The sequence below is a fragment of the Singulisphaera sp. GP187 genome (assembly GCF_900129635.1).
Classification (GTDB): Bacteria; Planctomycetota; Planctomycetia; order Isosphaerales; family Isosphaeraceae; genus Singulisphaera.
Genome location: NZ_FSRB01000001.1, coordinates 4,149,277 through 4,175,047, shown reverse-complemented (window position 1 = coordinate 4,175,047; position 25,771 = coordinate 4,149,277). Strand labels below are relative to the sequence as shown.

13 protein-coding genes and 1 pseudogene are annotated in these 25,771 nt (G+C 63.1%); 6 read left to right on the top strand and 8 right to left on the bottom strand.

Annotated features, from left to right (window positions below; genetic code table 11):
• Positions 1-37 precede the first annotated feature (37 nt).
• The 3 genes from BUS42_RS16115 to BUS42_RS16105 all read right to left on the bottom strand — a co-directional run bounded on the left by BUS42_RS16115 (position 38) and on the right by BUS42_RS16105 (position 5,833).
• Positions 38-1,486 carry a DUF1501 domain-containing protein gene (locus BUS42_RS16115; RefSeq protein ID WP_074307896.1) on the bottom strand — a complete coding sequence of 483 codons (1,449 nt, stop codon included), beginning with the start codon at positions 1,484-1,486 and terminating at the stop codon, positions 38-40.
• 42 nt (positions 1,487-1,528) lie between these two features.
• Positions 1,529-4,750 carry a DUF1553 domain-containing protein gene (locus BUS42_RS16110; protein WP_074307894.1) on the bottom strand — a complete coding sequence of 1,074 codons (3,222 nt, stop codon included), beginning with the start codon at positions 4,748-4,750 and terminating at the stop codon, positions 1,529-1,531.
• 120 nt (positions 4,751-4,870) lie between these two features.
• Positions 4,871-5,833 carry a hypothetical protein gene (locus BUS42_RS16105; RefSeq protein WP_074307892.1) on the bottom strand — a complete coding sequence of 321 codons (963 nt, stop codon included), beginning with the start codon at positions 5,831-5,833 and terminating at the stop codon, positions 4,871-4,873.
• A gap of 1,544 nt (positions 5,834-7,377) precedes the next feature.
• Between BUS42_RS16105 and BUS42_RS16090 the strand changes: the two genes are divergently transcribed.
• Both BUS42_RS16090 and BUS42_RS16085 read left to right on the top strand, forming a co-directional pair.
• Positions 7,378-8,910 carry an efflux RND transporter periplasmic adaptor subunit gene (locus BUS42_RS16090; protein ID WP_254053552.1) on the top strand — a complete coding sequence of 511 codons (1,533 nt, stop codon included), beginning with the start codon at positions 7,378-7,380 and terminating at the stop codon, positions 8,908-8,910.
• A pseudogene (locus BUS42_RS16085) lies at positions 8,840-12,075 on the top strand (efflux RND transporter permease subunit). Before BUS42_RS16090 ends, BUS42_RS16085 begins: the two are co-directional and overlap by 71 nt.
• An 83-nt stretch (positions 12,076-12,158) precedes the next feature.
• On the opposite strand, the gene BUS42_RS16080 reads toward BUS42_RS16085, so the two are convergent.
• The 4 genes from BUS42_RS16080 to BUS42_RS16065 form a co-directional block, all read right to left on the bottom strand.
• Complete coding sequence (locus BUS42_RS16080) at positions 12,159-13,082, bottom strand: ThuA domain-containing protein (protein ID WP_074307886.1); 924 nt, start codon at positions 13,080-13,082, stop codon at positions 12,159-12,161.
• Positions 13,083-13,231: 149 nt separating this feature from the next.
• Complete coding sequence (locus BUS42_RS16075) at positions 13,232-13,957, bottom strand: hypothetical protein (RefSeq protein WP_074307884.1); 726 nt, start codon at positions 13,955-13,957, stop codon at positions 13,232-13,234.
• Between the two features lie 670 nt (positions 13,958-14,627).
• Positions 14,628-15,668, bottom strand: coding sequence for a DUF1559 domain-containing protein (locus BUS42_RS16070; RefSeq protein WP_074311122.1), 1,041 nt, complete (start codon positions 15,666-15,668; stop codon positions 14,628-14,630).
• 763 nt (positions 15,669-16,431) lie between these two features.
• Complete coding sequence (locus BUS42_RS16065) at positions 16,432-17,562, bottom strand: prenyltransferase/squalene oxidase repeat-containing protein (protein WP_074307882.1); 1,131 nt, start codon at positions 17,560-17,562, stop codon at positions 16,432-16,434.
• A gap of 178 nt (positions 17,563-17,740) precedes the next feature.
• Between BUS42_RS16065 and BUS42_RS16060 the strand changes: the two genes are divergently transcribed.
• Together BUS42_RS16060 and BUS42_RS16055 are read left to right on the top strand one after the other, a co-directional pair.
• A complete protein-coding gene (locus BUS42_RS16060) occupies positions 17,741-19,336 on the top strand; it encodes a sensor histidine kinase (protein WP_254053551.1) in 1,596 nt (531 codons plus the stop codon).
• A complete protein-coding gene (locus BUS42_RS16055; protein ID WP_074307881.1) occupies positions 19,321-20,730 on the top strand; it encodes a sigma-54-dependent transcriptional regulator in 1,410 nt (469 codons plus the stop codon). Before BUS42_RS16060 ends, BUS42_RS16055 begins: the two co-directional genes overlap by 16 nt.
• 467 nt (positions 20,731-21,197) lie before the next feature.
• Here BUS42_RS16055 and BUS42_RS16050 read toward each other — a convergent pair whose 3' ends face one another.
• Positions 21,198-22,127 carry a DNA adenine methylase gene (locus tag BUS42_RS16050; RefSeq protein WP_074307879.1) on the bottom strand — a complete coding sequence of 310 codons (930 nt, stop codon included), beginning with the start codon at positions 22,125-22,127 and terminating at the stop codon, positions 21,198-21,200.
• Between the two features lie 1,496 nt (positions 22,128-23,623).
• On the opposite strand from BUS42_RS16050, the gene BUS42_RS16040 reads away from it, so the two are divergent.
• Together BUS42_RS16040 and BUS42_RS16030 are read left to right on the top strand one after the other, a co-directional pair.
• Positions 23,624-24,814, top strand: coding sequence for a hypothetical protein (locus tag BUS42_RS16040; protein WP_074307875.1), 1,191 nt, complete (start codon positions 23,624-23,626; stop codon positions 24,812-24,814).
• 438 nt (positions 24,815-25,252) lie between these two features.
• Positions 25,253-25,693, top strand: a complete 441-nt coding sequence (locus tag BUS42_RS16030; protein WP_074307871.1) for a hypothetical protein — start codon at positions 25,253-25,255, stop codon at positions 25,691-25,693.
• The last annotated feature ends 78 nt before the right edge of the window (positions 25,694-25,771 follow it).

The window sequence follows — 25,771 nt, the reverse complement described above, 5'->3', positions numbered from 1 at the left end:
CGGCCGCGGGATTCCTTCCTCTTGCTTGTCAGTCGGGTCAGGCCAGCATCGGCTTCATGACCTGGCCGTGGACGTCGGTCAGCCGGTAGTAGCGTCCTTGGAACTTATAAGTCAGCTTCTCGTGGTCGATGCCCAGCAAGTGGAGGATTGTGGCTTGGAGGTCGTGGACGTGGACCGGGTCTTCGGCCACGTTGTAGCCGAAGTCGTCGGTGGCGCCGAGGGTGGTGCCGGGTTTGATGCCTCCGCCGGCGAGCCACATCGTGAAGCAGCGCGGGTGATGGTCGCGACCGTAATTGGTGGCGGTGAGCTTGCCTTGCGAGTAGTTGGTGCGCCCGAATTCACCGCCCCAGACCACGAGCGTTTCGTCGAGCAAGCCGCGCTGCTTGAGGTCAGTGATCAGGCCGTGGCAGGCCCGGTCGACATCCCGGCACTGGCGGCGGATCCCGCCCGGGAGGCCGCCGTGGTGGTCCCAGCCAGGGTGGTAGAGCTGAATGAACCGCACGTCGCGTTCGGCCATCCGCCGCGCGAGCAGGCAGTTCGCCGCGAACGTGCCGGGTTGCTTCGCCTCGGGACCGTACAGGTCGAGAACACGGTCGGGTTCGCTGGCGACGTCCATCACCTCGGGAACGCTGGTTTGCATCCGGTAGGCCATCTCATACTGCGCGACACGTGCGTTGATCTCAGGGTCGCCCAGGTCTTCATATTGGATGGCGTGGAGCTCGGCGAGGCGGTCGAGCATCTTCCGCCGCCCCGCGCTGCTGATGCCGGCCGGGTTGTCGAGGTAGAGCACCGGGGCCTTGCCGCTCCGGAACTGCACTCCTTGATGAATGCTCGCGAGAAACCCGTTCCCCCAGAGCCGCGCGTAGAGGGGCTGATCGATCCGGTCCTTCGAGATCAGGATGACGAACGCGGGGAGGTTCTCGTTGGCGGCTCCGAGCCCGTAGCTGAGCCAGGAGCCCATGCTGGGCCGGCCGGCGAGTTGCGAACCGGTCTGGAAGAACGTGATCGCCGGGTCGTGGTTGATCGCCTCGGTATGAACCGACTTCACGAAACAGAGCTCGTCGGCGACCTTCGCCGTCCAGGGGAGCAACTCGCTGACCGTGGAACCGGCCTGGCCGTGCTTGGCGAATGAAAAGATCGAGCCTGCCAGGGGGAGGCTCGCCTGGTTCCCTGACATCCCGGTCAGCCTTTGACCGTTGCGGACGCTGTCCGGAAGGTCCTGGCCGTTCATCCGGTTGAGCAGGGGTTTGTGGTCGAACAGGTCGAGCTGTGACGGTCCGCCGCTCATGAACAGGAAGATGATCCGCTTCGCCCGAGGCGCGTGGTGAGGGGCGGACAGGATTCCTCGAAACGGACTGGGTGCGGCAGCGGCGGCGGTCGCGTCCCGCTCCAGCAAGGACCCGAGCGCGGCCCCACCGAGGCCCAGGGCGAACCGGCCAAAGAAGTCGCGGCGGCTCATTCCGAAATCGATGTTGTGGCAGTTCACGAGGCCTTCCCCTTTCCGCTCGCCTTATTGTGGTTGCTGCTGTCAGCGGCGGAGCACCGCCTCGTCGTGGTTCAGGATCGCCTCGGCCAGCACGGTGGCCGCGGCCAGTTCCACCGGGTCGATCGCCGGGTCGCTTTTCGTCTCGCCGACGGCCAGCAGCGCTTGAGCCGCTTTGGGCTCCGAGCCGAAAAGCGCACGTTGTTCGCCGAGGAGCTGCTCGAGAACGGCGACTTCGCGCGCGACGGGCCGGCGTCCGGTGATGAGCCGGAACAGCCAGGCGACGCGTTCGCCGTCGCTTGTGCCCCCTTCCTTGAGCATTCGCTGCCCGAGGTGCCGCGCGGCCTCGACGATCTGCTCGTCGTTCAGGAGCGTCAGGGCTTGTAAGGGGGTGCTCGTGCTCTGCCGGCGCACGACGCAGACGTTGCGCTCGGCCGCGTCAAAGGCGATCATCGCGGGGTGCGGGACGGTTCGCTTCCAGAACGTATAGAGACTGCGGCGATAGAGATCAGGACCTTTCGATTGGTCGTAGCGGTTGTTGCCCATGGCGACTTCCCAGAGTCCGTCGGGCTGATACGGTTTGACGCTCGGCCCTCCGCGCCACTCGGTCAGCAGGCCGCTCGAGGCCAGGGCCTGGTCACGCAGCATCTCGGCGGTCAAGCGGCGGGCAGGGCCGCGCGCCAGCAGGTGGTTCTCTGGGTCGCGTGCCAGCAAGTCACGACTCGTCTTCGACGATTGCCGATAGGTGGAGGACGTGGCCATCAGCCGAAGCAATTGCTTGACGTCCCACCCCGAATCGACGAATTCAAGCGCCAACCAATCGAGCAGCTCGGGATGGCTTGGCTGGGCTCCCTGGCTGCCGAAGTTATCGCTTGTCTCCACGATTCCGGTGCCGAACATCAACTGCCAGAGCCGATTGACCGTGACCCGAGCCGTAAGCGGGTGATCGGGCCTCAAGAGCCAGTGCGCCAGGCCGAGCCGGTTGCGCGGTTCGTCGCTCGGGAACGAGGGGAGCGCGGCCGGTGTGCCCGCCGCGACGGGATCGCCGGGGGCGTCGTACGCCCCGCGCTTGAGGACGAACGCGGGCTTCGGCCTGGGCAGCTCATTCATGACCATCGCTTCGGGGATCGGGTTGACGAGCCGGCTCTGCTCGAGTCGAAGCGCGTGCAGCTCGGCCACCTGCTTTTGGGCCTCCGGATCGACGCTGGCGAGGTAGAGGTCCAGCAGACCCACGCGCTGGCCGGCCGTGAGCTGAGCGCTCGGGGTCGACCAGGCCGCCGTCAGGTCGTTGCGCCCGGCCAGGTGGGCGACTTCGAGCGGACTGAGCGCGCGCGGGTAGATCTGCAAGTCATCGACGCGCCCTCCCTTGAACCCGTTGTCGCGGAACCGGAACCCGAGCGCCAGGTCGGGCTCGCCCCCTTCATAGGTAATGTCCTTGACCAGGCCGTCCCGGATGACCTCAAGCGGGGCGGCCACCCCATCCACATCAATGCGGATCCCGTTGGCCCGGCTCGAGCCGTCGTAGGTCACGGCCAGGTGGACCCAAGGGCCGGTTGGGATCGGCTCCCTGGTCACGACCTTGAGCGCGTTGCCCGGCCACATATGATGAAGGCCGACGGCCACACGTCCTTCCTCAAGCAAGATCTCATAGCCACGGCTGCCGGCATCGATCGGCGCCCTGCTGTGGTGGAGCACAACGAATCGAGGGGCGCGGGCCGGCGCCTGGAGGTTCAGGACAATCGAAAACGAATCGACGCGTGAAAAATGGCCGACCCCTGGAAACGTGAATCCGTTTTCGCCGTTGAGCTCAACCGCTTGCCCCGTCTTGCCGGCGACCAGCGCCGGCTCCTCCGAGGCGTTCGCCGGCTTGCTCGGATCGGCCGTGTTGGCCAGCTTACCTCCTTGGATTGCGTCGAAGGCGAACGAGGCAACCGGCGTTGGCCGAGGCGGTTCCTGGGATTTTTTGGCCGTCAACCATGCCTGGAAATCGCTGCGGGCCGGGTCGCGGAGCGAGCGCAGTTCCACCTCCTGGACGGCGATCCGTCGGTCCAGATCGGCGATTTTTTGGTCGGTGGCGTCATCCGACAGGAGCAGGGTGGGGACGGGCATTGCCGGGGTGAAGAACGAGGTCTGCCCCGACTCGTCGATGTTCTGGAAGAACGCGTAGAGTGAATAGAAGTCGCGCTGGGTGATCGGGTCGTATTTGTGGTCGTGGCAGCGTGCGCATTCGAACGTGAGCCCGAGGAACGCGGTTGCCATCGTGTTGACGCGGTCGACGACGTAGGCCACGCGGAACTCTTCCTCGACCACGCCCCCCTCTTCATTCTGCATGTGGAGGCGGTTGAAGGCGGTGGCGAGCCGTTGCTCCTTGGTGGCCTGGGGCAAGAGGTCCCCCGCGAGCTGCCAGGTCAGGAACGCGTCGAACGGTTGGTTGCCGTTGAACGCGCGGACCACCCAGTCGCGCCAGGGCCACATCGCGCGGTAGCGGTCCGACTGGTATCCGTGCGTGTCCGCATAGCGAGCCAGGTCGAGCCAGTGGGTCGCCATCCGTTCGCCGTAGCGGGGCGAGTTGAGGAGTCGATCCACGACGCGTTCGTAGGCATCGGGCGCGGGGTCGGCCAGAAAGGCGTCGATCTCCGTGGGGGTGGGGGGCAGGCCGGTGAGGTCGAGCGTGACCCGACGGATCAGCGCTTCCCGGGTCGCCTCCGGGGCGGGGGTGACGTTTTCCTGCTCGAGCCGGGCGAGGACGTGGAGGTCGATTCCATTCCGCGCTTGATCGTGATGCTTGGTCTGGGGGACCGCCTGGCGCCGAGGCGCGACAAACGCCCAGTGCTTGCCCCACTCCGCCCCTTGCTCGACCCAGCGCTCGAGAATGGCGACTTCGCGAGCATTCAAACTGAGGTTCGACTTCGGCGGAGGCATCGTCTCCTCAGCGTCGTCGCTCTTGATCCGCACGATCAACTCGCTCGCTTCGCTCTGCCCCGGCACGATCACCGGATCCTTTTTCCGGAGCGCATCTTCCGCGCGGTCGAGGCGCAGGTCCGCCTTCCGGGTCCCCGGGTCGGGGCCGTGGCAGCGGAAGCATTTGTCCGAGAGGATTGGCAAGACGTCGCGGCTGAAGTCGACCGACGCCGGAGGAGGGGCGGCCGTTCCGGTAGTGGTGACGACGCTCAGGACGACCGACAGGGCGAGGGCCAATGTGGAACCCCGCCGTCGAACCGAGGTGTCGAGCCAATGACGAACGGCTGGAGTCTGTTGAGCTCTCATGCGAGATCGGGGCTCGGTGAGGGCGGGAGGTTGGGTGGAAGGACCGTCACCTCAAATTATCATGTCCCCAGGGGATCAGGCACAAGGGGGGCGATTGTTGCGGTTCGACGCCCCGTCGGCTCAGAGGCCGATCGGCTCGACGAGCGGCGAGAGCCTCCGGCATGGCCCCGGCCTTCCGCCTCGTGGCAAGGCGGCGAACCCAGGGCGAGGGTTGGTCCTGGTGAAGGGGGCACCGAGCGAGACCGTGCGCGTCCGCGCCTTCCCCCTGAGCCGAACGACCCGAACTCGATTCGTCGCCCTGAGGTTCGGCCGCGGGGACAGCCCTGCCACGACGAGCAGGGTGAGGGTGGCCAAGGCGTATCCGCAGAGGGTTCCCCACCCCAGCCCGAACGTCGGACAGCCGAATCGAAAGGCACCGATGAAGGCCACCATTCCGAGGTTGGCCGAGGGAAGCGACTTCGCCATCCGGCCCGCCTCGGCCGGGCTCGACTCGAGGTAGGTGACGACCAGGACCGCCAGAGTCATGCCGGGGAAGGTGCTGAAGAGCCCCGCCCAGCGAATTCCGGTGTGTTCGCGAAGTCCCGTGACGGCCACCAGGCAGGCGGCCGGAACCACTGTGCGAAGCAGCAGGCAGTGGACTGGCGACGGCCCGTTCGTCGTTCGCTCGCCTTCGGAGACCGCGATCCACCTGGCGCAACGGCAGGCCGCCAAGACGGCGATCGTGGCGATCGCGAGCCGTCCGGCGGGCCCGGAGTCGGGGACGAGCACCGAGCCCCAGGCCACCGCGAGGTACACGAAAACGGCGGCCAAGACCGACCAGGCGAGCCGACGGCCCAGCGCGATCGACTGCGCGAACGCCAAGGGAAGCGCCACGGCCGCAACCAAGCCGGAGAGGCTCGCCTCGGCCATTTCCGACGCGCCGCCGATCCCACTGGCCTGGCCGCAAGCGATGAGTGCGACGGCCGTCGTGCTCGGAAGCCCGAGCAAAAGGCTACCTCGTTGCGGGCCCGCGATCCGGCCCAGGGCACGAATGCCATGAGTCAGCGCAGCAAGCAGCGCGATCTTCAAGAGGAGCTCGGTCATCGTTGGGTCGATCCTGCCGACGCCGCAAGTCGGTCCAAGGCGGGCACTTCAAGCGGCGTTTCGGCCAGCGAAATCAGGGTGTCGTACTCAGGCTGCTACGGCCGGCGAACATTTCGGCAGGCAACGCGGTGGGATTCGTCCGCGTCGACGGTCCTCAAAAGGCGGCTGGACTTGACCCCGGCGAGTCGAATCGCCGGGCATCGGGCCACGCTCTAACCAGGCTTGTCGTTGGTCTCTATCGTCTGAGCGGTTTGGGTGACTTGAGGGTTTTTGGGGAAATAATCCGGCGGCTTGATTCGGGCTTGGGCGAGCGGGAACGGTGGGAGTCACTCGGCACATTCGCTTGAGAACGGGAGTCTGCCCCGATGCTTTCCCTTTGGGGCCGTTGCGAGGGGGAGGCGATTGGGGAAGGCATCGGCGGGTTGACCCAAGATTGACTCGACTCGTATTATGTCTATTGGCGAAGTGACTTCGAGTGTCCGGGCGTCCGGCGAGTGAAAGTTGGCGATGTCGGCTTTGATTTCCCGACTCGTGTTGTTCTTGCTGATCGCTCGGGCGATTACCGCTCCCGTTGCGCTTCGGCCACTTCGGTCGGATCGGCCGGCTTGCCCTGGATTTGTGTTTGGCGTTTTTCAGAGCCAAGCCCTGGTTGCTCCGGTTTCGACCCGGCCTCAATGGGTGGAGCGTGCCGCGCCGGGTTCGCTGATTTTTCGCGTTTGCAATTGGCCACACCACAAGAGCCGGCCGGTTTCCACCCACTTGGTTCAGAGCCGAGGTAAGCCGCGGACGATTGTGCGGCTCCTGCTCTCGCTTGCTCTTCCAGCCGATTCGATCCTCCGTCCCTTCCTCTCGAGTGGCTCTCCCACCTGCTCGATTGACCGCTACCTCTATCAATCGCTCGGTCAACTCCGCTGTTGATCGCCACTCCCGGCGCGCGTCTTTGCGCCTTGACCTCGGTTCCCCCTGACGTCGCTTGATGCGTTGGGGGAGCCACCCGTTGATTGGCCGCGGTTGTGGCTCGGATGATATGAGCGCTCGTTGGGGCTCTCCCGAGCTTCAAGAGCCGTTCAAGGCGGCCTCGTAAGAGGTCCGCAACCGACGCGTTTCGTCGCGGCCCGCCCACACATAAACCGTGAATCCAAGGTCGATCAAGCGACGTTCGCCTGATCGATTGATCCGCGCGATGGTGCGATCGGCTTTCCTTTGGCCGTGAGCGCGATTGCGGTGCCTCTGCACGATTGAGGTAGAACCGGGCGACCGTCCTGGCTCCTCGTCTTGGGTCGACATGAATTTCGGGTAATCGGGATGAGATGGCATGATAGATGCCTTTGAATTCTGAATTGACCGGTGTTTATCCGAGATCCGCCGTGGGGCGCCGGTTCGATTTTCCAGATTTGGGTGAAATTCTCATGACGTTCTCCCCCATGAAGTGGGTTCGTTACCCTGCTGCCGTTCTGATCTTGGTTTTTGGAGTGCTCGTTATCGGAGCAATTGTGTTTGTTTTTCGGCCGCCCGCACGGGCCCGAACGGCAGAACAGGCACCGTTGCGAGTCCAGGTTGATTCCAAGCCGGCGGAGTCGGAGGTCCATGGCAAGGGGGCGCGGAACTCGGAAATTCTGTTTAGCGAAGAGCAGCAGAAGGTCGTCGGGCTTCGGACGGCGAAGGTCATGGCGGGCACCGTCCCCCATGTTTTGTCCGCGCCCGGACAGGTGGCTCCCAATGAGTCTCAGTACGCCTACATCACGCCCCGCGCCGCGGGGGTGGTTCGCACGGTCAACGCGTACGTCGGACAGTTCGTACACGCGGGAGACCTGCTGGCGACGATTGACAGCCCGGTCGTTGGTGAGGCCCGGCTCGAACTCTATACAAGACTGCAAGAGTTGGAAATTGCCAGGGCTCAGGCCGACTGGGAGGAGATGGTTTACCGCAACACCAATGAGCTGATCGGTCTCTTGCGCAAGGGCGAAAGCCCGGAAGTGATTCAGAGTCGGTTCACGGATCGAGCCGTGGGAGACGACCGGGAGCGATTGATGACGGCGTACGCCCAGTATCGTCTGGCCATCGCCACCGTCGAGCGGAACCGCGAGCTGAACGCTCAGAAGCTGATCACTCCCAAGCAGTTCCAGGAGGTGACCGCCGGCTACGAGGTGGCCCATGCGACCTACCAGAGCCTCATGGATCAGACCGGCTTTGAAGCGAAGCTGGCGAATACCCGGGCACGCCAGGCCAAACGTCAGGCCGAGACGGCGGTCCGCACGGCCGAGGAGCGACTGAGGATCTTCGGAGTCAAGCCCGATGGCACCGAACCCGAGGGAGAGGGCGCCAAAGTCGTCGATACGGCCGACGGCACCTTGCCGGCCCCGGAAGACTCCAAGGTCGACGAGTCGCCGGTCGTGACGGATACCAAGGTAGAGAATCAGGTCGCGGTCAAGTCGGTCGGCGTTTCGCATGAAGCTGGAAAGAACAGCCGGGAAGCCCCCGTCAGTACCTATTCCATCCGGGCGCCGTTCGATGGCACCATTCTCGATCGCGAGATGATTGTCCCGGGGGTCGCCGTTGATATCACGCACCGGATTTTCACGATGGCCAACCTGTCCTCGGTCTGGATCGAGGCGAGCGTCCACGAAGGGGACTTCGACTTGCTGGCCAGCAGCCACGAGGGAAGCGAGATTCGCTTCCGCTCGCCCGCCTACCGCGATCGTGAGTTCGAGGGGACGGTGATCTACTCGGGCGACCTGGTTGACGAGAAGAGCCGATCGATCAAGCTCTTGGCGAAGGCGATGAACCCCGACCGTCTGCTCAAGCCGGGCATGTTCGTCGAGGTCGAGATCCTGAGCCCACGCAAGAAGGCCGCCGTTCAGATCCCTGCCTCCGCGCTCCTGGACGAGGGGAACCGCACGTTCGTGTTCGTGAAGACGAGTGCCGACCGGTTCGTTCGCCGTGAGGTCGACGCCGAGCCCCCGCGTGGCGATCTGGTCACGATTCGCCGTGGCCTGGCAATGGGGGATGAGGTCGTCATCGCAGGGGAGTACAAACTCAAAGCTCTCTCCGTCCAGTTGGCGAGCGCCGGGCACTAATCGTCACGTATTCGGGAGAGTCTTTGTGTTCGACAAGCTGATCCAATCGTCGCTGAAGAATCGGGGGTTCGTCCTCCTGATCCTCCTGGGCCTGGCCTGCTCGGGAGTGTACTCGTTGATGAGTCTTCCGATCGACGCCGTGCCCGATATCACCAACGTGCAGGTCATCGCCCTGACGGACGCGCCCGCGCTGGGCCCCGAGGAGGTTGAACAGTTCATCACCGTTCCCGTGGAGAACGCGATGAACGGCATCCCTCGGATCAAGGAAGTCCGCTCGATCACCCAGTTCGGGTTCTCCTCGGTGACGATCGTCTTCGAGGAAGGGACCGACGTCTACTGGGCCCGCCAACTGGTCAACGAACGGCTGATGCAGGTCCGTGAAGAGATTCCCGAAGGCTTTGGCTCGCCCGGGATGGGGCCGATCGCCACGGGTTTGGGCGAGATCTATCTGTTCGAGGTCAAGAACGCTCCGGACGCGAAGCCGCCGCGATCGTTGATGGACCTGCGGACCATCCTCGATTGGGAGGTGGCCCGGCCGCTCCTGAGCGTGCCGGGAGTGATCGAGGTCAATACGTTTGGTGGCGAGTTGAAGACGTACCAGGTCCAGCTCGACCCCAAGCGGCTGCTCGCGCGCGGGATCTCGGTGACCGAGGTCTTCGAGGCGTTGCAACGGAACAACAGCAACTCCGGCGGCGGCTACATCGAGCGCAACGGGCAGGTCCGGGTCATCCGCGCCCAAGGACTCGTCAGCTCGCTGAAGGACATCGAGGAGATCGTGTTGCACACGACCTCGAGCGGAACCCCGATCTACGTCAGAGACGTCGGCGAGGTCAAGTTCGCGCCGATGATCCGTCAGGGGGTCGTCACGCGCGACGGCCGCGGTGAGGTCGTCACGGCCACCGTGCTCTTGCTGGCCGGCGAGAACGGCCGGGTGGTCGTCGAGCGGGTGAAAAGCAAGCTGGACGAGATCCGCAAGAGCCTGCCTGAAGGCGTTGTCATCGACTCATACTATGACCGAGCCACGTTGATCAACAAGGCGATTGGGACGGTGGCGCGGAACCTGGCCGAGGGGGGATCCTCGTCATCGTCGTGCTCTTGGTGTTGCTGGGCAACCTGAGGGCGGGCCTGATCGTGGCCCTGGCGATCCCGTTGTCGATGCTCTTCGCCGGCAACCTGATGCTCTATTTCGGCATCGCCGGCAGCCTGATGAGCCTGGGCGCGATCGACTTCGGCCTCATCGTCGATAGCGCCGTGATCGTCATCGAGAATTGCGTGAGCCACCTGGCCCATGCCCGGCCCGACCAACGCGGTGTCGACGTGGTGCGCCGGGCGACGCTCGAAGTCCGTCGGCCGGTCGTCTACGGGGTCGGCATCATCACCCTGGTCCACCTACCGCTCCTGGCGCTCGAGGGGGTCGAAGGGAAGATGTTCCGGCCGATGGCCGCGACCCTCATCTTCGCCTTGACCGGCTCGCTGCTCCTGTCGCTGACGGCGACGCCCGTGTTGGCCTCCTACTTCCTGAAACCAGGGTTGTCGGAACGTGACACCTGGGTGGTTCGCATTGCCAAGTGGATCTATAAGCCGATGCTGGGATGGGCCCAGACTCGCCCCTTGCTGGTGACGCTCGGGGTCCTGCTGATGCTCGGTGCGACGGTCCCGGTGGCGATGAACCTGGGGGGCGAGTTCATCCCCAAGCTCGACGAAGGGGACCTGGTACTCGATCTGACCCGCCCCCCCGACGCGTCGCTCACCGAGGCGGCCATTGATACGACCCGGCTCGAAAAGGAGTTGAAGGCGGCCTTTCCGAAAGAGATTCGCACCATCATTAGCGCCTCGGGACGGCCCGAGATCGGCCTCGACCCCGCGGCGGTGAACACGACGGAGAGCTACGTCTATCTGGCCGAGCCCGAGGAGTGGACGAAGGCCACGTCGAAGGAAGAGCTGATCGAACAGATCGATCGCTTGACCCACAAGGTGCTGCCGGGGACCACCGTCGTTTTTAGTCAGCCGATCGAGCTCCGGTTCAGCGACATGTTGGCCGGCGTGAAGGGGGATGTGGGCATCGGCCTGTACGGCGATGACCTCAAAATCCTCCAGGAGAAGGCGGAAGAAATGGCCCGGGTCCTGAACGGGGTGCCCGGGGCGGCCGACGTCAAGGCCCTGGAAGTCCTCGGACTGCCGGCGATGCAGATCGCGATCGACCGCAAGCGGATCGCCCGGTACGGGATCAACGCGGCCGACGTACTCGACGTGATCCAGGCGGTCGGCGGCAAGAACGTCGGGCAGGTCGTCGAAGGCCAGCGCCGGTTCACGATGCAGGTTCGGTTCACCGCCGAGTACCGCGATAACGTCGAGGCGATCCGCCGGCTGATGATCACCGACCCGCAAGGGCGAATGATTCCGCTCGAGGATCTGGCGGAGATCAAGCTTGAGGAGGGGGTTTATGAGATCTGGCGGAAGAACCGGCAGCGGCGAGTGATGATCACCGTCAATGTCCGGGGCCGTGACCTGGCCGGCTTTGTGGCCGAAGCGCAGAAGAAGGTCAGCGAGAAGGTTTCACTCCCCTCGGGCTATGTTTTGGAGTGGGGCGGCACGTTCGAGAATCTCCAGTCGGCCACGCGCCGGCTGATGATCGTCGTGCCGATCGCGCTGGCCCTGATCTTCCTGCTCCTGTTCGCCACCTTCGGCTCGATCAAGCTGGGCCTCTTGATCTTCATCTCGGTGCCGCTGGGGGCGATCGGCGGTGTCATGTCGCTCTGGCTGCGCGGGATGAACTTCAGCATCTCGGCGGGCGTCGGCTTCATCGCCCTTTCGGGGGTGGCGGTGCTCGACGGCCTGGTGCTGGTCGCGGCCATCCGCCAACTGATCGAAGCGGGCCGGCCGGTCAGTGACGCCGTCCGCGAAGCATCGATGTCGCGGCTCCGGCCGATCCTGATGACCGGCCTGGTCGCCAGCCTCGGCTTCGTGCCGATGGCGTTCTCGCACGGCGCCGGGGCCGAAGTCCAGCGGCCGCTGGCCACGGTCGTCATCGGCGGCCTGATCACCAGCATGTTCCTGAAGCTCATCGTCTTGCCCGTCATCTACCCCTGGTTCGACCCGGGCCTGACCGTTCCCGAACCCGACCCCTTCGATGAGGAGGATGGAGCCGCCGACGCGGAAGAATAGCCACCAATGCGGGCGGCAAGTGTGATGCCCAAAATCCCACGTACGGGTTGAGCTTAACCTGTACGTGGGATTATCGACTTGTATTATTGGGTTTTTGCCGGCTCTTTGACCACGCTCTCTTGCGTTGCGGTGGGGAAGTTCGCCGGGATCGGGAGGGTGACCTTACCGGTCGCCGCCCACTCCGCGCCTCGGGCGAGGACGGTCTGGAAGCCGATACAACGCACGGCGACGGTTTCGTCGTTTGAGGTGTGTCCCATGACTGTAGTGAACACGCGTCCCTTGCCGTACGGGATCACCCAGATCATGGGCTCGTTGGTTCCGCTTCCGTCGTATTCCTTAGAGGCGAAGGCGGTTGCGAGGATCTCCATGTTTTCCGCCGGTCCGCGCTGACCCTGGTAGAGCTCGTCCTTGGCATGGAGCCATTCGGCCGGGATACCCTGGGTGACCGGGTGCGACGACTCGCGAGTCGTGACCTTGTAGCGGTGCTGGGGGCCGTGCCCGGCCCCCGGGCCTTCTCCCTTGGGGGTCCGGACGACCTTGCCGCTGTCGTCGATCGTGACCCGGTCGCCAAACTTATTGTCGCGCCAGCCCAGGCCGATCATCTTGTTGAATTCGGGCCAGCCCTCGAAGGCGTTGTTCGCCGCGTGGACGTTGACCAGGCCGCCGCCCGCCGCAACATACGTTTCGAACGCTTTCTCGACCCGGGAGGGCCAGCGCTCACCGTTGTAGTTGCTCATCACCACGTCATATTTGGAAAAAAGAGGGGAAAACTGATCCCACTGAGCGGCCTCGGACCCCTTGGGGGGTGAGGTTGCGACGTCGACGGAAAAGCGCCCGGTCTTTTCCAACGCTTCCCGCAAGATCGGCGTCATGGACACCCAGTTGTGGTTGTTCTGGCCGTCGATAATCAGGATCCGGAGCGGGTCCTTGTCCGCGCCAAGGGCTGGTAGGCCCACCGTCAGAGTCGCCAGGAACCCGAAGAGCAGGCCCCGCCTTGGAAGCGTCATTTGCGTCGTCTCCCGTTCGCTCCGCCCTGCCGACTGCCCCGATTGAGGCGGTCCGTTCGCAGGGCGTTTCCGCTTCCAAGATACTCGGCTGAGTCCGTTCCACAACGGTGGACCTGATCTTTCGACCTGGATTCACCAGGGGCCCCGGCTTACTCCGCCGGTTTCGTCGGAGTGCCCCAGACCTGGATCGAGTCGAACTGACCGGTGTCGTCGAACGAGCCGACACCGATACGGCCGTGACCGAATGTCTTGTCCTGCGCCGTCATTGCCGGGGTCGTCATGTCTTCGAAAAAGACATGAATCAGGCCGGTCGCGACCTTGCGGACCACCCGGACGTGATGCCAGCCGTCGGTCCAAGGGGTGCCCTTGGTCCGCGTCTTGGCGATCGAGACCCGTGGTTTGCCGTCGACGAGAAAAATGCTGTTGGCGTGAGGATCTGCTTCCTTGCCGAGGTGAACGTAGTAGAAGTGGCTCGGGTCTTGCCAGCCGAACACGAAGCAGAGGTCTCGGTGGCCGTAGTCGCGGCCGGTGGAGTGAACTTCCAGGTCGAGGACGAGGTCCTCCACATCCACCTTCTTCGCCAGCGCGATATTGAACGGCGAGCGGACCGGCGGCTCATACTTGCTCGCGCGATGCTGATCGAGAACCCGGTTGGTGCCCTGGCGGGTGATCTGCCAGGCCTTGGGATCGGTCGGCTCCCAATCCTCGCCAAGCTCGTCCCGCTCGAAATCGTCTTTCAAGACAAGCGGGTAATCCTCCGCCACCTTGGGCTTGGGTGAAAAGGGCAAGGGGGGCGCCGCCATGGTAAACGCCGAACCCAACAGCAGGGCGAGTAAGGGTTTGAGGGAACGGGACAAAGACCGCGGTTTTGACACGAGAGTTCTCCGGGGCGGATCGTCGTGGGGTCATGCGGGGTCGCGCGAGACCGAGGCCGGGAGCCTCCTCATCTTCGCGACCGGCGTCATTTCTTGGCAAAAAGGCCTCGCACACCCGACGATAAGCCAACAGGATTCCCGATTCCACTGCAAGTCCGGGGAAAGCGGCCCACCCGATAAGATTCCCGAGGTCGCGCTCCCGTGAGGATTGACACCGATTTCGTTGGGAAAATGGAAACTGTCGCCACCTTAACCGGGGGCTCTTGGTCCGTCGGAAGGCGGGGAGCGTGAGCTCTCTGACTTTGGGCCTTCGCGTGGGGTGGTTCGTTTGACGCTGTGGCAGCGCTACCGGGTTGATGGATCCGGGCGAAAACCCGGTAGCGCGACGACAGTGTCAGCTTGATCGCCACTTTCGGAGTGGACCGGCAGATTGTGTTGCAACGTATCTTGAAATGCGAAAAACTGTTGTGTAGGTGATTGTGTTAAATGCCTCGCTCACTCTGTGGGGAAAAGAGACGAACGTGAGAGTCTGTCGCAAGGAAAGTGGGCCGTCTGTCTGTCCCGGAGGCCGAAATTCGCGGGGGAAACTCGTTCCCACGCAGAGCGTGGGAACGAGATCCCGATATTCTTGCTACAGTCTCGAATGTGAGGATTTTATTGCAGATTGATGTCAGAATGAATCGGCCGAGACGACCTCGCCGCCGCCGATCGACCCCAGCGCTCTCCAGGTTGGCCAGGCGATTGTGCTTTTGATGGAGCGCACGCTGCCGTCGCCGAACAGGACGTTGACTCCGCCTGCGTGGTAGCTTCGCGAAGTGACGGCGGAATAGGTGGGGCCGCCATCGTCCTCGTCTTCCGAGACCAGGTCGGAGTCTTGCGGGGTCGGCGTGCCTACGAGGACCTTGGTGTTTGGCGGGAGCGCCGTGGTGAACCCGTCATAGAAGGTATTGCCATTGCACCAACGGGTGTGCCCCGCGGCGGGAGCCTTGCACTGGGACGGGGCGGAGGCCACGGCGGCGATCACGTCGGTCGGGGTGGGAACCGCCGAGGGGGAGGCCAGGCCTGCGGGGATCGTGCCGGGGCAGTCGTGGTAGGCCTGGACGTAGGCTTTCACCTCGGCGCCGAGCACCGACTGGCTTAGACCGTCGGTGAAGGACGCGAACGTGCGGCTCTGGTTCGGACCGAAGGCCGATCGGTTCGCCGGGGCGCCGGCCCCGCCGAAGACGTACCAATCTCCCTCGCACCACCCGTAGTTCGAGATTCCGAAGGTTGTCGTCACGCCGGCAGTGCTCGTGCTCTGGAACGGCTGAGCGTTCACCTCGCTCGGACAGATCAAGGTCTTCAAGGAGGTGGAGACGGCGGTCGAGTTCGGAGGATCGGTGACCTTCAGCGTGAAGTTGATCGAGTTGTAAAGCGCCCCTTGCTCGAGAAACGGCACGATTCGCGAGGTGACCCCCCAGATCGACTTCCAGCCCACGGTCGTGCCCGTGAACGAGAGAACCTGCTGGGGAGGCAACACTCCATTGGTGGATTCATAATTGTGGATTGCCAACCCGAGCTGCTTGAAGTTGTTGACGCATTGCATCCGGCGAGCGGCTTCGCGAGCGGCCTGCACCGCCGGCAGCAAGAGGGCGATCAACACCGCAATGATGGCAATGACCACCAAGAGCTCAATGAGTGTGAAGCCGCGACGTATTTGAGAATGGGTCATGAGCGTGCCTCTTGAATCAACGGAGATGGCATAAGCAAGGGATCGATTCGCCAGGTGTTGTCGTCGCGAGGACCATCGGGAGACGCTCGGCCCGGGGGGTCGATCGAGATCGGCCATCCGGGTGGTGGTGACGGAGCCGGACCGTTCCCGGGGATCGAGACTCAAAGTCTCTTCCGGAACGCGGGGCGGCTTGCCACGGTCAGATTTCGAACGAGCACCTGCGACGGTTCGAGACGCCGAGAGTTGGTGGTTTCACCAAGAATGAACTCTCGGTTCTCCGCAGGGGGGGAGGAAGTCCGGCGGCATGCTCGTGGCGCCGAGCGGACTCTGGCGGAGGGATGGACGCGGGGCGGTCAGTCGTCCTGAGAACCCAACGGGGAGCAGACTCTCGTCGGATTCTCGGAAACAGATGCCCGGACTCTTATTGGGGTGGGGGGGGCAAGCACGCTGACAAATCCTGCCCTATCGCTGGACGGTCACCCGGACTGGCGGGACCAAGGCCACTCCGAATCAAACAAGCCATTGGTATTGAGATTCATTCTCGATGGAGGATCATAGCCAGGGAATCGCAGGCTCAGCAAGAGGCTCTGTGAAAAAAAATTTATGGAAGAGCGGATTGTTGCGACGGGCGGGTCAGGGGCGAACTCTGATCTTCGTTCGCGGCGTGGACATGAATTGGCGGAAAGACAGGAGGCGATCGAGGATTCGCTCGATCGCCTCGCTCAGGAACGAACTGGTTCGTTTCCAGGCCAAAGGTCGACGATCAGGCCTTCGGCTGGGCGTAGGCGAGGGCGAGCAGGGCATAGGCGGTGACGAGGTTCGGGTCCCCTTCCATGAAGCTGTCGGCCGGGTTGGTCCAGCTTCCATTGGCTTCCTGGCGCTTCGCCAGCGCGGCGGTCAGCTCGGCACGCCAGTCGTGGCTCTTGCCCGAGGCGTCGACGACGGTCGGCTTGCCGAGCAGGGCCATCGTCTTGGCGAACGTCTGGTAGTAGTAGAAGAGGCCCTTCTGGCCGAGTCCCGGGTTTTCGTCCAGGCTGTAGTGCTTGGTGATGTAGGCGTTGGCTGCCTTGACGCGCGGGTCATCGGCGGCCAGGCCGGCGTAGATCATGCTCTTGAGGCCGGCGTAGGTCATCGCCGCATACGAGCGTAGGCCGCCGTTCTCGGTGTTGCCGGCGAAGGTTGACCCGCCGTTGGCGGCCGTGTAGATGAATCCGCCGTCGTTGACCTTCTCGGCCCACGGCTGGTCATTGAACTCGCTCTTGAGGTTCTGGCAGCGCGACACGAAAACGAGGGCCCTCTGGAGCGCGGGGTCATCGGCGGGAAGGCCGGTGTCGTGGAGCGCTTCCATCATGAAGGCGGTGTTCGAGAGGTCGGGGCGGTTATTCTTGCCGCCGTAGCCCGCTCCGCCGTAGAAGGCGTCGCCCGGCCCTTTGCCTTCTGACGTGTCCCACTGCATCGTCTTGAGGAACTCTTGGCCTCCCTTGATGATCGAGTCGTACCGCCCCCCTTTGTTCGCCTCCTGGAAGGCCATGATCGCGATCGAGGTCGAGTAGTTCGAATGGGCTTCGGAGAGCCCTCCGGTGGGCGTGAGGAACCCTTCCAGAAACGCGAGGGCCTTGGTCACGATGGGCTCGGCCGGGGTCACGCGTTTGGAACGGAGCAGGGCGGTGACGACCAAGGCCGTGATCCCAGGCTCCTTGCGATTGCCCGACCAACTGCCGTCTTCCGCCTGACGCGAACGGAGGAAGTCGACCCCTTTGGCCATCAGGTCGGCCGCGGTCGTTCCTTCGGCCCCCCGGCTCACGATCGGTCGGGACGCCAGGGCCATAAGCCCGAACGCCTGGACGCCATGAACGAGGCACTCTCGGCGGGACAAGTGACGGGACAAGGGCATCGCGAACAGTCCTTTCTGATCTGATCCAGGTACGTGACCCAAGGAAAAAGCGAGCCGGGTGCGAAGGGTGGCGAACCTGGCCAGGCGGTCGTTACCCTCTCGGCAACTTGTGTAAGGCAAATGCCGTTCCACGATCCGCGCATGATCGCATCTCTTTTTTACCGAACCGATTGCGGCGATGCAACGGACGCCGGCCGGGATCCGCCTTGGCGATTTTTTCACCGCCTGCGGTGAGAATTTCATCGCCGGGCCGCTTAAGTGTATGCTCCCTTGCGGTTTCGACCTTCACCACGTTCTGATGGAGTCAGTGATTCTTGCTCGATTTCCGAGGCGAGTGAAACTGCTGGGGCGAGCCACGTCGTTGATGATGCGATGGTCGTTGCGTAATCAGATTTTGATTCCCCTGGTCGCGATCCAGGGGATTGCCGTGGCCGCGATCACGCTTTCCACGGCGCGGCTTGCCACGAGCCGGGTGGAACGCCAGGTCATCGATCGCCTGAACGGTGTGATCGACACGCTCGGGCATGCGAACTTCCCTTATACGGCGGGGGTGCTCGCCAAGATGCGCGGACTCTCCGGAGCCCACTTCGTGGCCTACGACGCGGAGGGCCGGGTGGCCGAGACCAGCTTTTCGACCCCGGTCGGCCTTTCCACCCGGTTGGACACGGTCCTGACGGTGGCGCATCTCGACTCCCTGGGAGAGTCGCCCACGGTCGCGCTCGGTGGCACCCGCTATTTCGCGACCCGGATCCGTCCGTCGAGCCGTCCACACGGGCGCTCGCTGCTGGTGCTCTATCCCGAGACGGTCTGGCGGCAGGCGCGGTGGGACGCCGCCTGGCCGCCGCTCATGCTCGGGGTCGGCTCTCTCGGCCTGTTGGCCACCGTCACGAGCTGGATCGCCCACCGGATCAGCGGCCGGATCCGCCGCCTGGAGCAACAGGTTGCCTTCATCGCGGGGGGAGACTTTCGCGAAGTCGACCTCGGACGCGGCCGGGACGAGGTCCAGGACCTGTCACGTTCCATCAATCGCATGTGTGTTCAATTGAGAGAAATGCGGCGGACGATCGAGCAATCGGAGCGGACCCGGATCCTCGCCCAGCTTGCGGCCGGCTTGGCCCACCAGCTTCGGAATTCGCTCACCGGAGCCCGGATGAGTATTCAGCTCCATGCGCGACGCTATCCCGCGCCTGAAGGCGACCGGAGCCTCGACGTCGCCTTGCGGCAACTGACGATGACCGAGGAGCACGTCAAGGGGCTGCTCTCGCTCGGCCGGGTGGAGCGGCGCCCCCCGGCCGATTTCGAGGTGGATCGGCTGCTCGACGACGTGGCCTTGCTGGTTCAGCCGTCGTGTCAGCACGCCAAGGTCGTGTTCGAACGGAAGCGAGGGCAGGTGCCGATCGAGCTCTGCGCGGACGAGTCGGGGGTCCGGGGCGCGGTGCTGAACCTGGTCCTGAACGCCATCGAGGCCGCCGGGCCGGGGGGCCGCGTGAGCCTTGAAGCGATGACGGAGCGTGACGGTGAGGGGGATCGCGTGGCCATCGTGGTCAGCGACTCGGGTGAGGGGCCTCCCGCGGAGTTGGCCGAACACCTGTGCGAGGCGTTCATCACGAGCAAGCCCGAAGGGGTCGGTCTAGGACTCGCGCTGGCAAACCAGGTGGCCCTCGAGCATAGTGGGCGGCTATCCTGGAAGTGCGAGGACGGAGTCACCCGTTTCTCGCTGGCAATCCCCCGAACCGTCCGATCCGTCGAGGGCGCCTCATGGGCCGCATCCTGATCGTCGATGACGAGGCGAGCATCTGCTGGGCGTTCCGCGAGTTCCTCACCGACGAGGGGCACGAGGTCGAGATCGCCGCGTCGGCCGAGGAAGGATTGGGGCTGGCCGCGGGTGGTGGCCTCGATGCGGTCGTGCTCGACGTCCGGCTGCCCGGCATGGACGGTCTGACCGCCATGGCCCGGTTTCGCGAGCGCATCGGCGCCACGCCCATCATCGTGATTACGGCGTTCGGCAACCTCGATACCGCTGTCCGCGCGATCGAAGGGGGGGCCTACGACTATCTGGTCAAGCCGTTCGACCTCGACCAGGCCGGGGCCGTGATCAAGCGCGCCCTCGAGAAGGGGACCCCCTCGAAACGCCGCCGGACCGACCCTGACCCCGAGCCGCAGCCCGGGCCGGAGACGCTCATCGGCGCCTCGCCCGCCATGCAGGATCTCTTCAAGAGCATCGCCCTGGTGGCGCCGACGGACGTGCCGGTGCTGATCACGGGGGAGAGCGGCACCGGCAAGGAGCTGGTGGCCCGGGCGATCCATCGCCACAGCAGCCGGCATGCCGGCCCCTTCCTCCCCGTCTGCCTGGCCGCGCTCAGCCCGAACCTGGTGGAACGCGAGCTCTTCGGCCACGTCCGGGGGTCGTTCACCGGGGCGGTCCAGGATCAAAAAGGGTTGCTCGAACTGGCCCACGGCGGCACGGTGCTCCTGGATGAGGTTGGCGATATTCCGACCCTGCTCCAGGTCAAGCTGCTGCGAGCAATCGAGCACCGGGAGGTGACGCCGGTCGGCGACGCGAAGCCCAGGGCGACCAACATTCGGGTCGTCGCCGCTACCAACCGGCCGCTCGCCGAGCTGATGGCGACCGGCCAGTTCCGGGACGACCTCTTCTTCCGTTTGAGCGTGTTCCCGATCCACCTGCCGCCGCTCCGCGATCGACCCGACGACATTCCGGTGTTGGCCGAGCACTTCTTGAAGCAGTCGCGGCTGCCGGATGGGGCCGACGTCCATCTCTCGAAAGAAGTCCTCGCGGAACTCCGTTCCCGCCCCTGGCCCGGCAACGTTCGCGAGCTGAGGAACGCCATCGAGCACGCCGCCATCGTGGCACGCGGCCGCTCGATCCGGGTCGAACATCTCCCGACCACCCATCCGGGGGCAACGACCGCCCGACCGCCGATCGGTCGCGAGATCCAGGAGCAGGCCACGCTCTGGGCCCACCAGGAGGCCCAATCCAACACTGGCGACGAGACGCCGCTCTACGAACGGTTCCTCACCCTGGTCGAACCTCCGCTGCTGCGCGTCGTTCTCGACCGCTGCCAGGGGAACCGGGCGGCGGCCGCCCAGATGCTCGGGATGCACCGCGCCACACTCCGCCAAAGACTGCGGAAGTACGGCGTCGAATAAGATCGCCGTTGAAAGCCGAGCCAAGGCCGCGGCGTGCCCGTGTCGCCGCGGTTCAAAACAACACGCCGCCGGGGAGTGGTCCCACAACCGACCTGACACAGGACGGTGTGTCTCCCCGGCGGACGTGTTGACTTCACGCTAAACGGGGTCATCGGGTCGGAAAAACGAGGGAACCCGCTCCTCGGTCGCGGCGGAAGCCGAATCGACCGTCGCGAGCCACACGGACGTGACTCTTCGCAAGCAGCCGTAGCGCCAGGGACGGCAGGTCACCACGTGCGATGTTCCTTTCCACGTTTCCGAACGCCGACTGCCAAAGCCAAGACCGGTGGACCAAACCGGCTGACTTTGTGATTGTGCCTGGTATTGAGACTCAGTCTCAATTGTGCGGTTAGTATGAGCGGACGCCGTGGGGAAGTCAAGAGAGTCTTTGGGAAAATCTCTCGAGAACTTTACCGTGGAATGGGGTTTCAGTAGTTCATCCAGAGCGACTCTTGCCCTGGTTTCTTGTTGGAGTGGCAATGTTTTTCGGGGGCATCGAAGCGGCGCCAGCCCTGGAAGATCAGGTCCATGAGGGGGCAGCGGTAGCCGGAGACGGCGGCTTTGCCGCGGCAGCCGCGGAGTGCGTTGGCGAGCTCGCGGTGCTCGGATTCATTCATCTCGAACCCGTAAGTGTGGCAGTCGCCCCGCGTCTGGTGGAGGTAGGGGGGATCGCAGTAAAAGAGGGTCGTCGGGCCGTCGTAGATCCGGAGCAAGTCCACGGCGGGGCGATTTTCGATCTGGACCCGGAGCAGCCGCTCCGCGACGTCGCCCAGCGCCTCGACGCCACCGAGCCAGCGTGAGATCGTGCCCGACATCCCTCCGCGACTGGTCTCCTTGCAGTTCGCCCAGCGCCCAAGGGTGGCCGTCTGGGCCAGGCCCGTGCGGGCTTGCCGGGCTCGCACGTAGAACCGGCGGGCGCGCTCGAGCGCGGCGCACCTCGTCGAATCGCCGTGGATGGCGTCGTAAAACTCCTCGCGGGAGAACGGGGTCAAGGCGATCGCGCGGATCAAGTCTTCGGGGTGGTCGCGGAGGACCCGGAAGAAGGTCACGACGTCGCCGTCGATATCGTTGTAAGTTTCGATGGGACAGGGGGCTCGGTTGAGCAAGACCGCTCCCGACCCGGCGTAGGGCTCACAGTAGTGGTGCGCATCAGGGAGCAGCGGGAGCAGCCAGTCGAGGTGGTTGAACTTGCCGCCGTACCAGCCGAAGACGATCCGCCGATGCCGGGAGGGGCGGCGGCGGACTTTCTTTTTGCCAAGGGGATCGGCTTGGTCCAGGTAGATCGGGGAGAGCGCCCGCCCGCGGCCGGGTCGTTTGGTTGGGTTGATCTCCTTCGCCCCATCAGGTGCGCTGGGCATCAAAACCTCCCCTCGTTGTAGGATCAACGATGACTATAACCTGCGAAGCCTCCCACGGCATTAGGTGCACCGGTTTCTCCCGGTGGCCCGTCCCTGATCGATCGAGGCGTGGTACGATGCCGCCAGGCCGCCTCGCGGTGAACGTCGAGCATCGGTTGAGCGATCATCGGGTCGGAACGGGGGAATGCGGGGTGGTGGGAAGCGTGACACTTTTGCAGTTCTGATGAGGACAGTCGTTTTTGCCGCGGTTAGCCTTGCGGCGTTTCGCTCGGGCTCGTTGTTCACGCTCCGTTCGTTCTACACGCTCACGATTCTGATTCTGCTGCTGACGACCCTCGGGGCGAGGCTTTGTCGCGAAGAAAGGCGGGCCTTCTGGTTCGGATTCGCGACGTTCGGTTGGGTCTTTTCTATTTTGCCCTAGTCCGACGTCAGGTACGGAAAAGTGCCGCGGATTCAGCCGCAGTGGTCAGCGGGGCGATTCTGGCCTTGGGGATGTTGTTGTGCCTAATGTTCACCGAGGTCGTCCTATTGATTGTTGAACGGTTGTTTTTCTGTTTAATCAGTGGGTCGACCTGTCGAAGTCGGCACCCGAGACGCAAGGCTTCGTCTTCGGAGGGTTGCTCGGAGTTCTCATGTCCGGCTTGCCAATCTGCCTTGCGCTGATTTTCGGATTTCTCCACAGCCGGTTCAGGCTCGAAATTACGCGGCGACATACGGTCGATAGATAGCTATGGTGATATAATATGTTAATCGGCGGGTGCCAGGCCTCTGTTTGCGATAGGGATTGAAGCCGGTAGGCCGAGACGATCTTCGAGGCTCGGTTCCCGAGAGCCCGGGCCGGAGGGATCGCCCTCGCTTGGTCTGGAAGCAATCTTGATAACCCGTGGCCCGCTCAAGGTCTCGCTGTACAGCGGCTTCGTGAACGCCATGCGTTGCACGCAAAACACGGGATCTGCGTAACTCTCATGTGAGTAAGCGGTTGCGAAAAATAGGGCTGGAAGACACGATAAGTTGGGCGCCTAGTGTACGGGTGGCGCTTTTCTGGTAGGATGTCAAGAGGATCTCGGTTCGAGGTAGAACCGCCTTGCCTCTTTCCCGGGGAATTGGTATTGGATCGCACGCATGAACTTCTCGAAGGGTTGGCCTTCTGGGTGTCCATCCTCCGATACGCCCGATGCTGCAGGTGAAGTGTTCCGGATCACAAAGGAGAATCCAGCTACGGCATCGTGTATGGAAAGTCATCATGAATCAGGAAAGCTGCCCAGAGCCGATCCTTGCTTGCGATGTGGGCTTTCTGTATTTCGAGAGGTGGAAGATGCCATCAATCAACGGAATCTTTTGCCAAAACTCGGCAACATGATAGCAAAGGGTAAATTGCTCGCTGAACACGGCAAGGCGTGTTTCACGAAAGGTCAGCAGCCTACTCATACGACATGGTGGCCATACGAGGGAGTTGATCGAGCTTCACTGTTCGTCGTCATTCGGGATTTGTCATAATGTGGGAAATCAAGGGCAAAGTGGTGGACACGGGACGGTTTATGCCGTTCGAGCCACTTCACGTCCTGAACTATTATGATGGACCTCGGATTTTCACCTTCCTCGACGCAGACGACGCTTTATGCCTCGCCTGCTGGAGCGATGAAGACGACGAGAACTCTCGCTTCCTGGTGGTTGCAACTACTGAAGCGATCATCAATGGCCTCGAAAAGGGGCTCTTGTCGGTGAGTGAGGCATTAGCTCAGCCTCGTCTGTGGGTTGTGAATTGGGGACAAGATGGTGTCCTCAGCGGAGCGTGGCTTGTATCGCTGAAGGACGTTCCGAAGGATTGTCAGCCCAATGCCCGCACCATGCTGCATCGATCGTTAGATCCCATCCTTAGCTTGCGTGCGACCGGCCCGGCGATCCGTTCCGGCGAGATCCCAGGCAGCGTCGTTAAGAGCACGGTCGAAGGGGCGCAACGCGCGATCAAGTGCCTCGCCGAATACGAAATGGAATTGCCAGCTCAAAGAGGGCGTCCCTCGCGTGCTCTCCAAAAGCTGTATGACCTGCCAGTTCAGAGGACTCTTGCCGCAAGTTTCGAGGTGCAATTTCGCTCGCCGCTCAACGAACCTGATCTGTTCGCAGGTCTGGGCGAGAATGAAATTAACGAGGAGCATGAAGTACTGAAGCGTGTGGCCGATCATCTTGAGGCTGGACTAAACTGGTTGACATCGCCTCCTGCCGATGCATCCGCCTTACCAGTACCCGAAGACCCCGTTTTGAGCAGGGCGATCATCAAAGCCCTTAAGTTTCTCACTCCTTCTCCTCGCAGTTCGATACGCGATATGGAGATCCGGGGTACATTGGCAACTCGATCGACTCAGCCGATCAAACTCACACGGAGCTATCGCAGCATTCTGAACGGAGCTCTTTCCCGGATACCTGCTATGAAGGAGCGCCGGGTCGAATTAAAAGGAAGAATTCGAGAGGTCAATGAACGCTTAATGCGATTCGAGCTGCATGATGTGTCGACTCCGAATTTATTTCGTATTTGTGTATTCGAACCTGAGCTATGGGATGATGTTTACGAGATGCTGGGCGTCGAGGATGAGGTGGATATCTTCGGAATTGAGACCAGCCTCACTAGCACAGTTCGCGTGATCGACTTGATTCGGCCAGACGTTGTCGATCCGGTGGCTGAAGGCTAGGCTACCGCTCCCTGATCCGGCAATGCACGATTCCTGCCCGCTCCAACCAAGGCCTTTCTCCGGTCGGCTCGACGACTCCGGCGGCGGTCAGGGCTTTGGCTACCCCTTGGTTTTCAGAATAGTCCTTGATGAAGCATTCCCCCGGCTTCAATTTCTCATCGGGCAGGTTGACGGTCGCGGCGGCGATGGGCGAGAACGAGAGGGAGAGAGCGAACGAGGGCGAGCCGAGGCACTGTCGTCGGATGCTCCAGGCCTCAAGCGGCGTCGTGGGCGCATTCTGGTCGCGGGAGGAGTGGTCGTACTTGTCTCGTTGCTGGGTTACCGACTTTTTTTCGGCAGCACCTCTGGATCTTATTTCCCCCGACTTTGTGATCACAACATGGCCGGAAAAGCATAATGTTTTGTCCCGTTGGTACGGCAAGCACCTGGAGGCGATGCGTGAGCCTTCTTTTATGGAAGCTTGCCGAGTCCGGGGACGACGACCTGATTCATCGCATGAGCCGGATGTCTTTTTACAGCCGTCCGTTCTCGATTCGCGTGGTGAAGTCGGGTGAGTCGATCACCCTGAAAGCGGTCGAACTCGCCGGCAATGTTGGGGACGAGCTCGGAGCGATCTCGATCAACCGAACCCGGAAACTTGCACCCCATCACTGGGACGAATTGATCCAACGATTGGAGAAGGCCGGTTACTGGGAACTGCCGACCCGCGCTGGCGATGAAGGATCCGACGAGAGGCCCGGGCTCGTATTTGAGGGAGTTTCACCGGGCAGGTATCACGTCGTGATTCGCTACGAATCGGATAAAAACATGTTTGTGGGCGTCTGTCATTATCTCGTCGGTTTGGCCGGGATCGAAGTGGCCGGTCTTGAGCCCAAGTGAGGATTCGTATCGCTTAGCCGAACCCGTTTCCCCGTTCTTCGACGTGATCGGCCGTGGCGTCATCGTCGGTCCAACGAC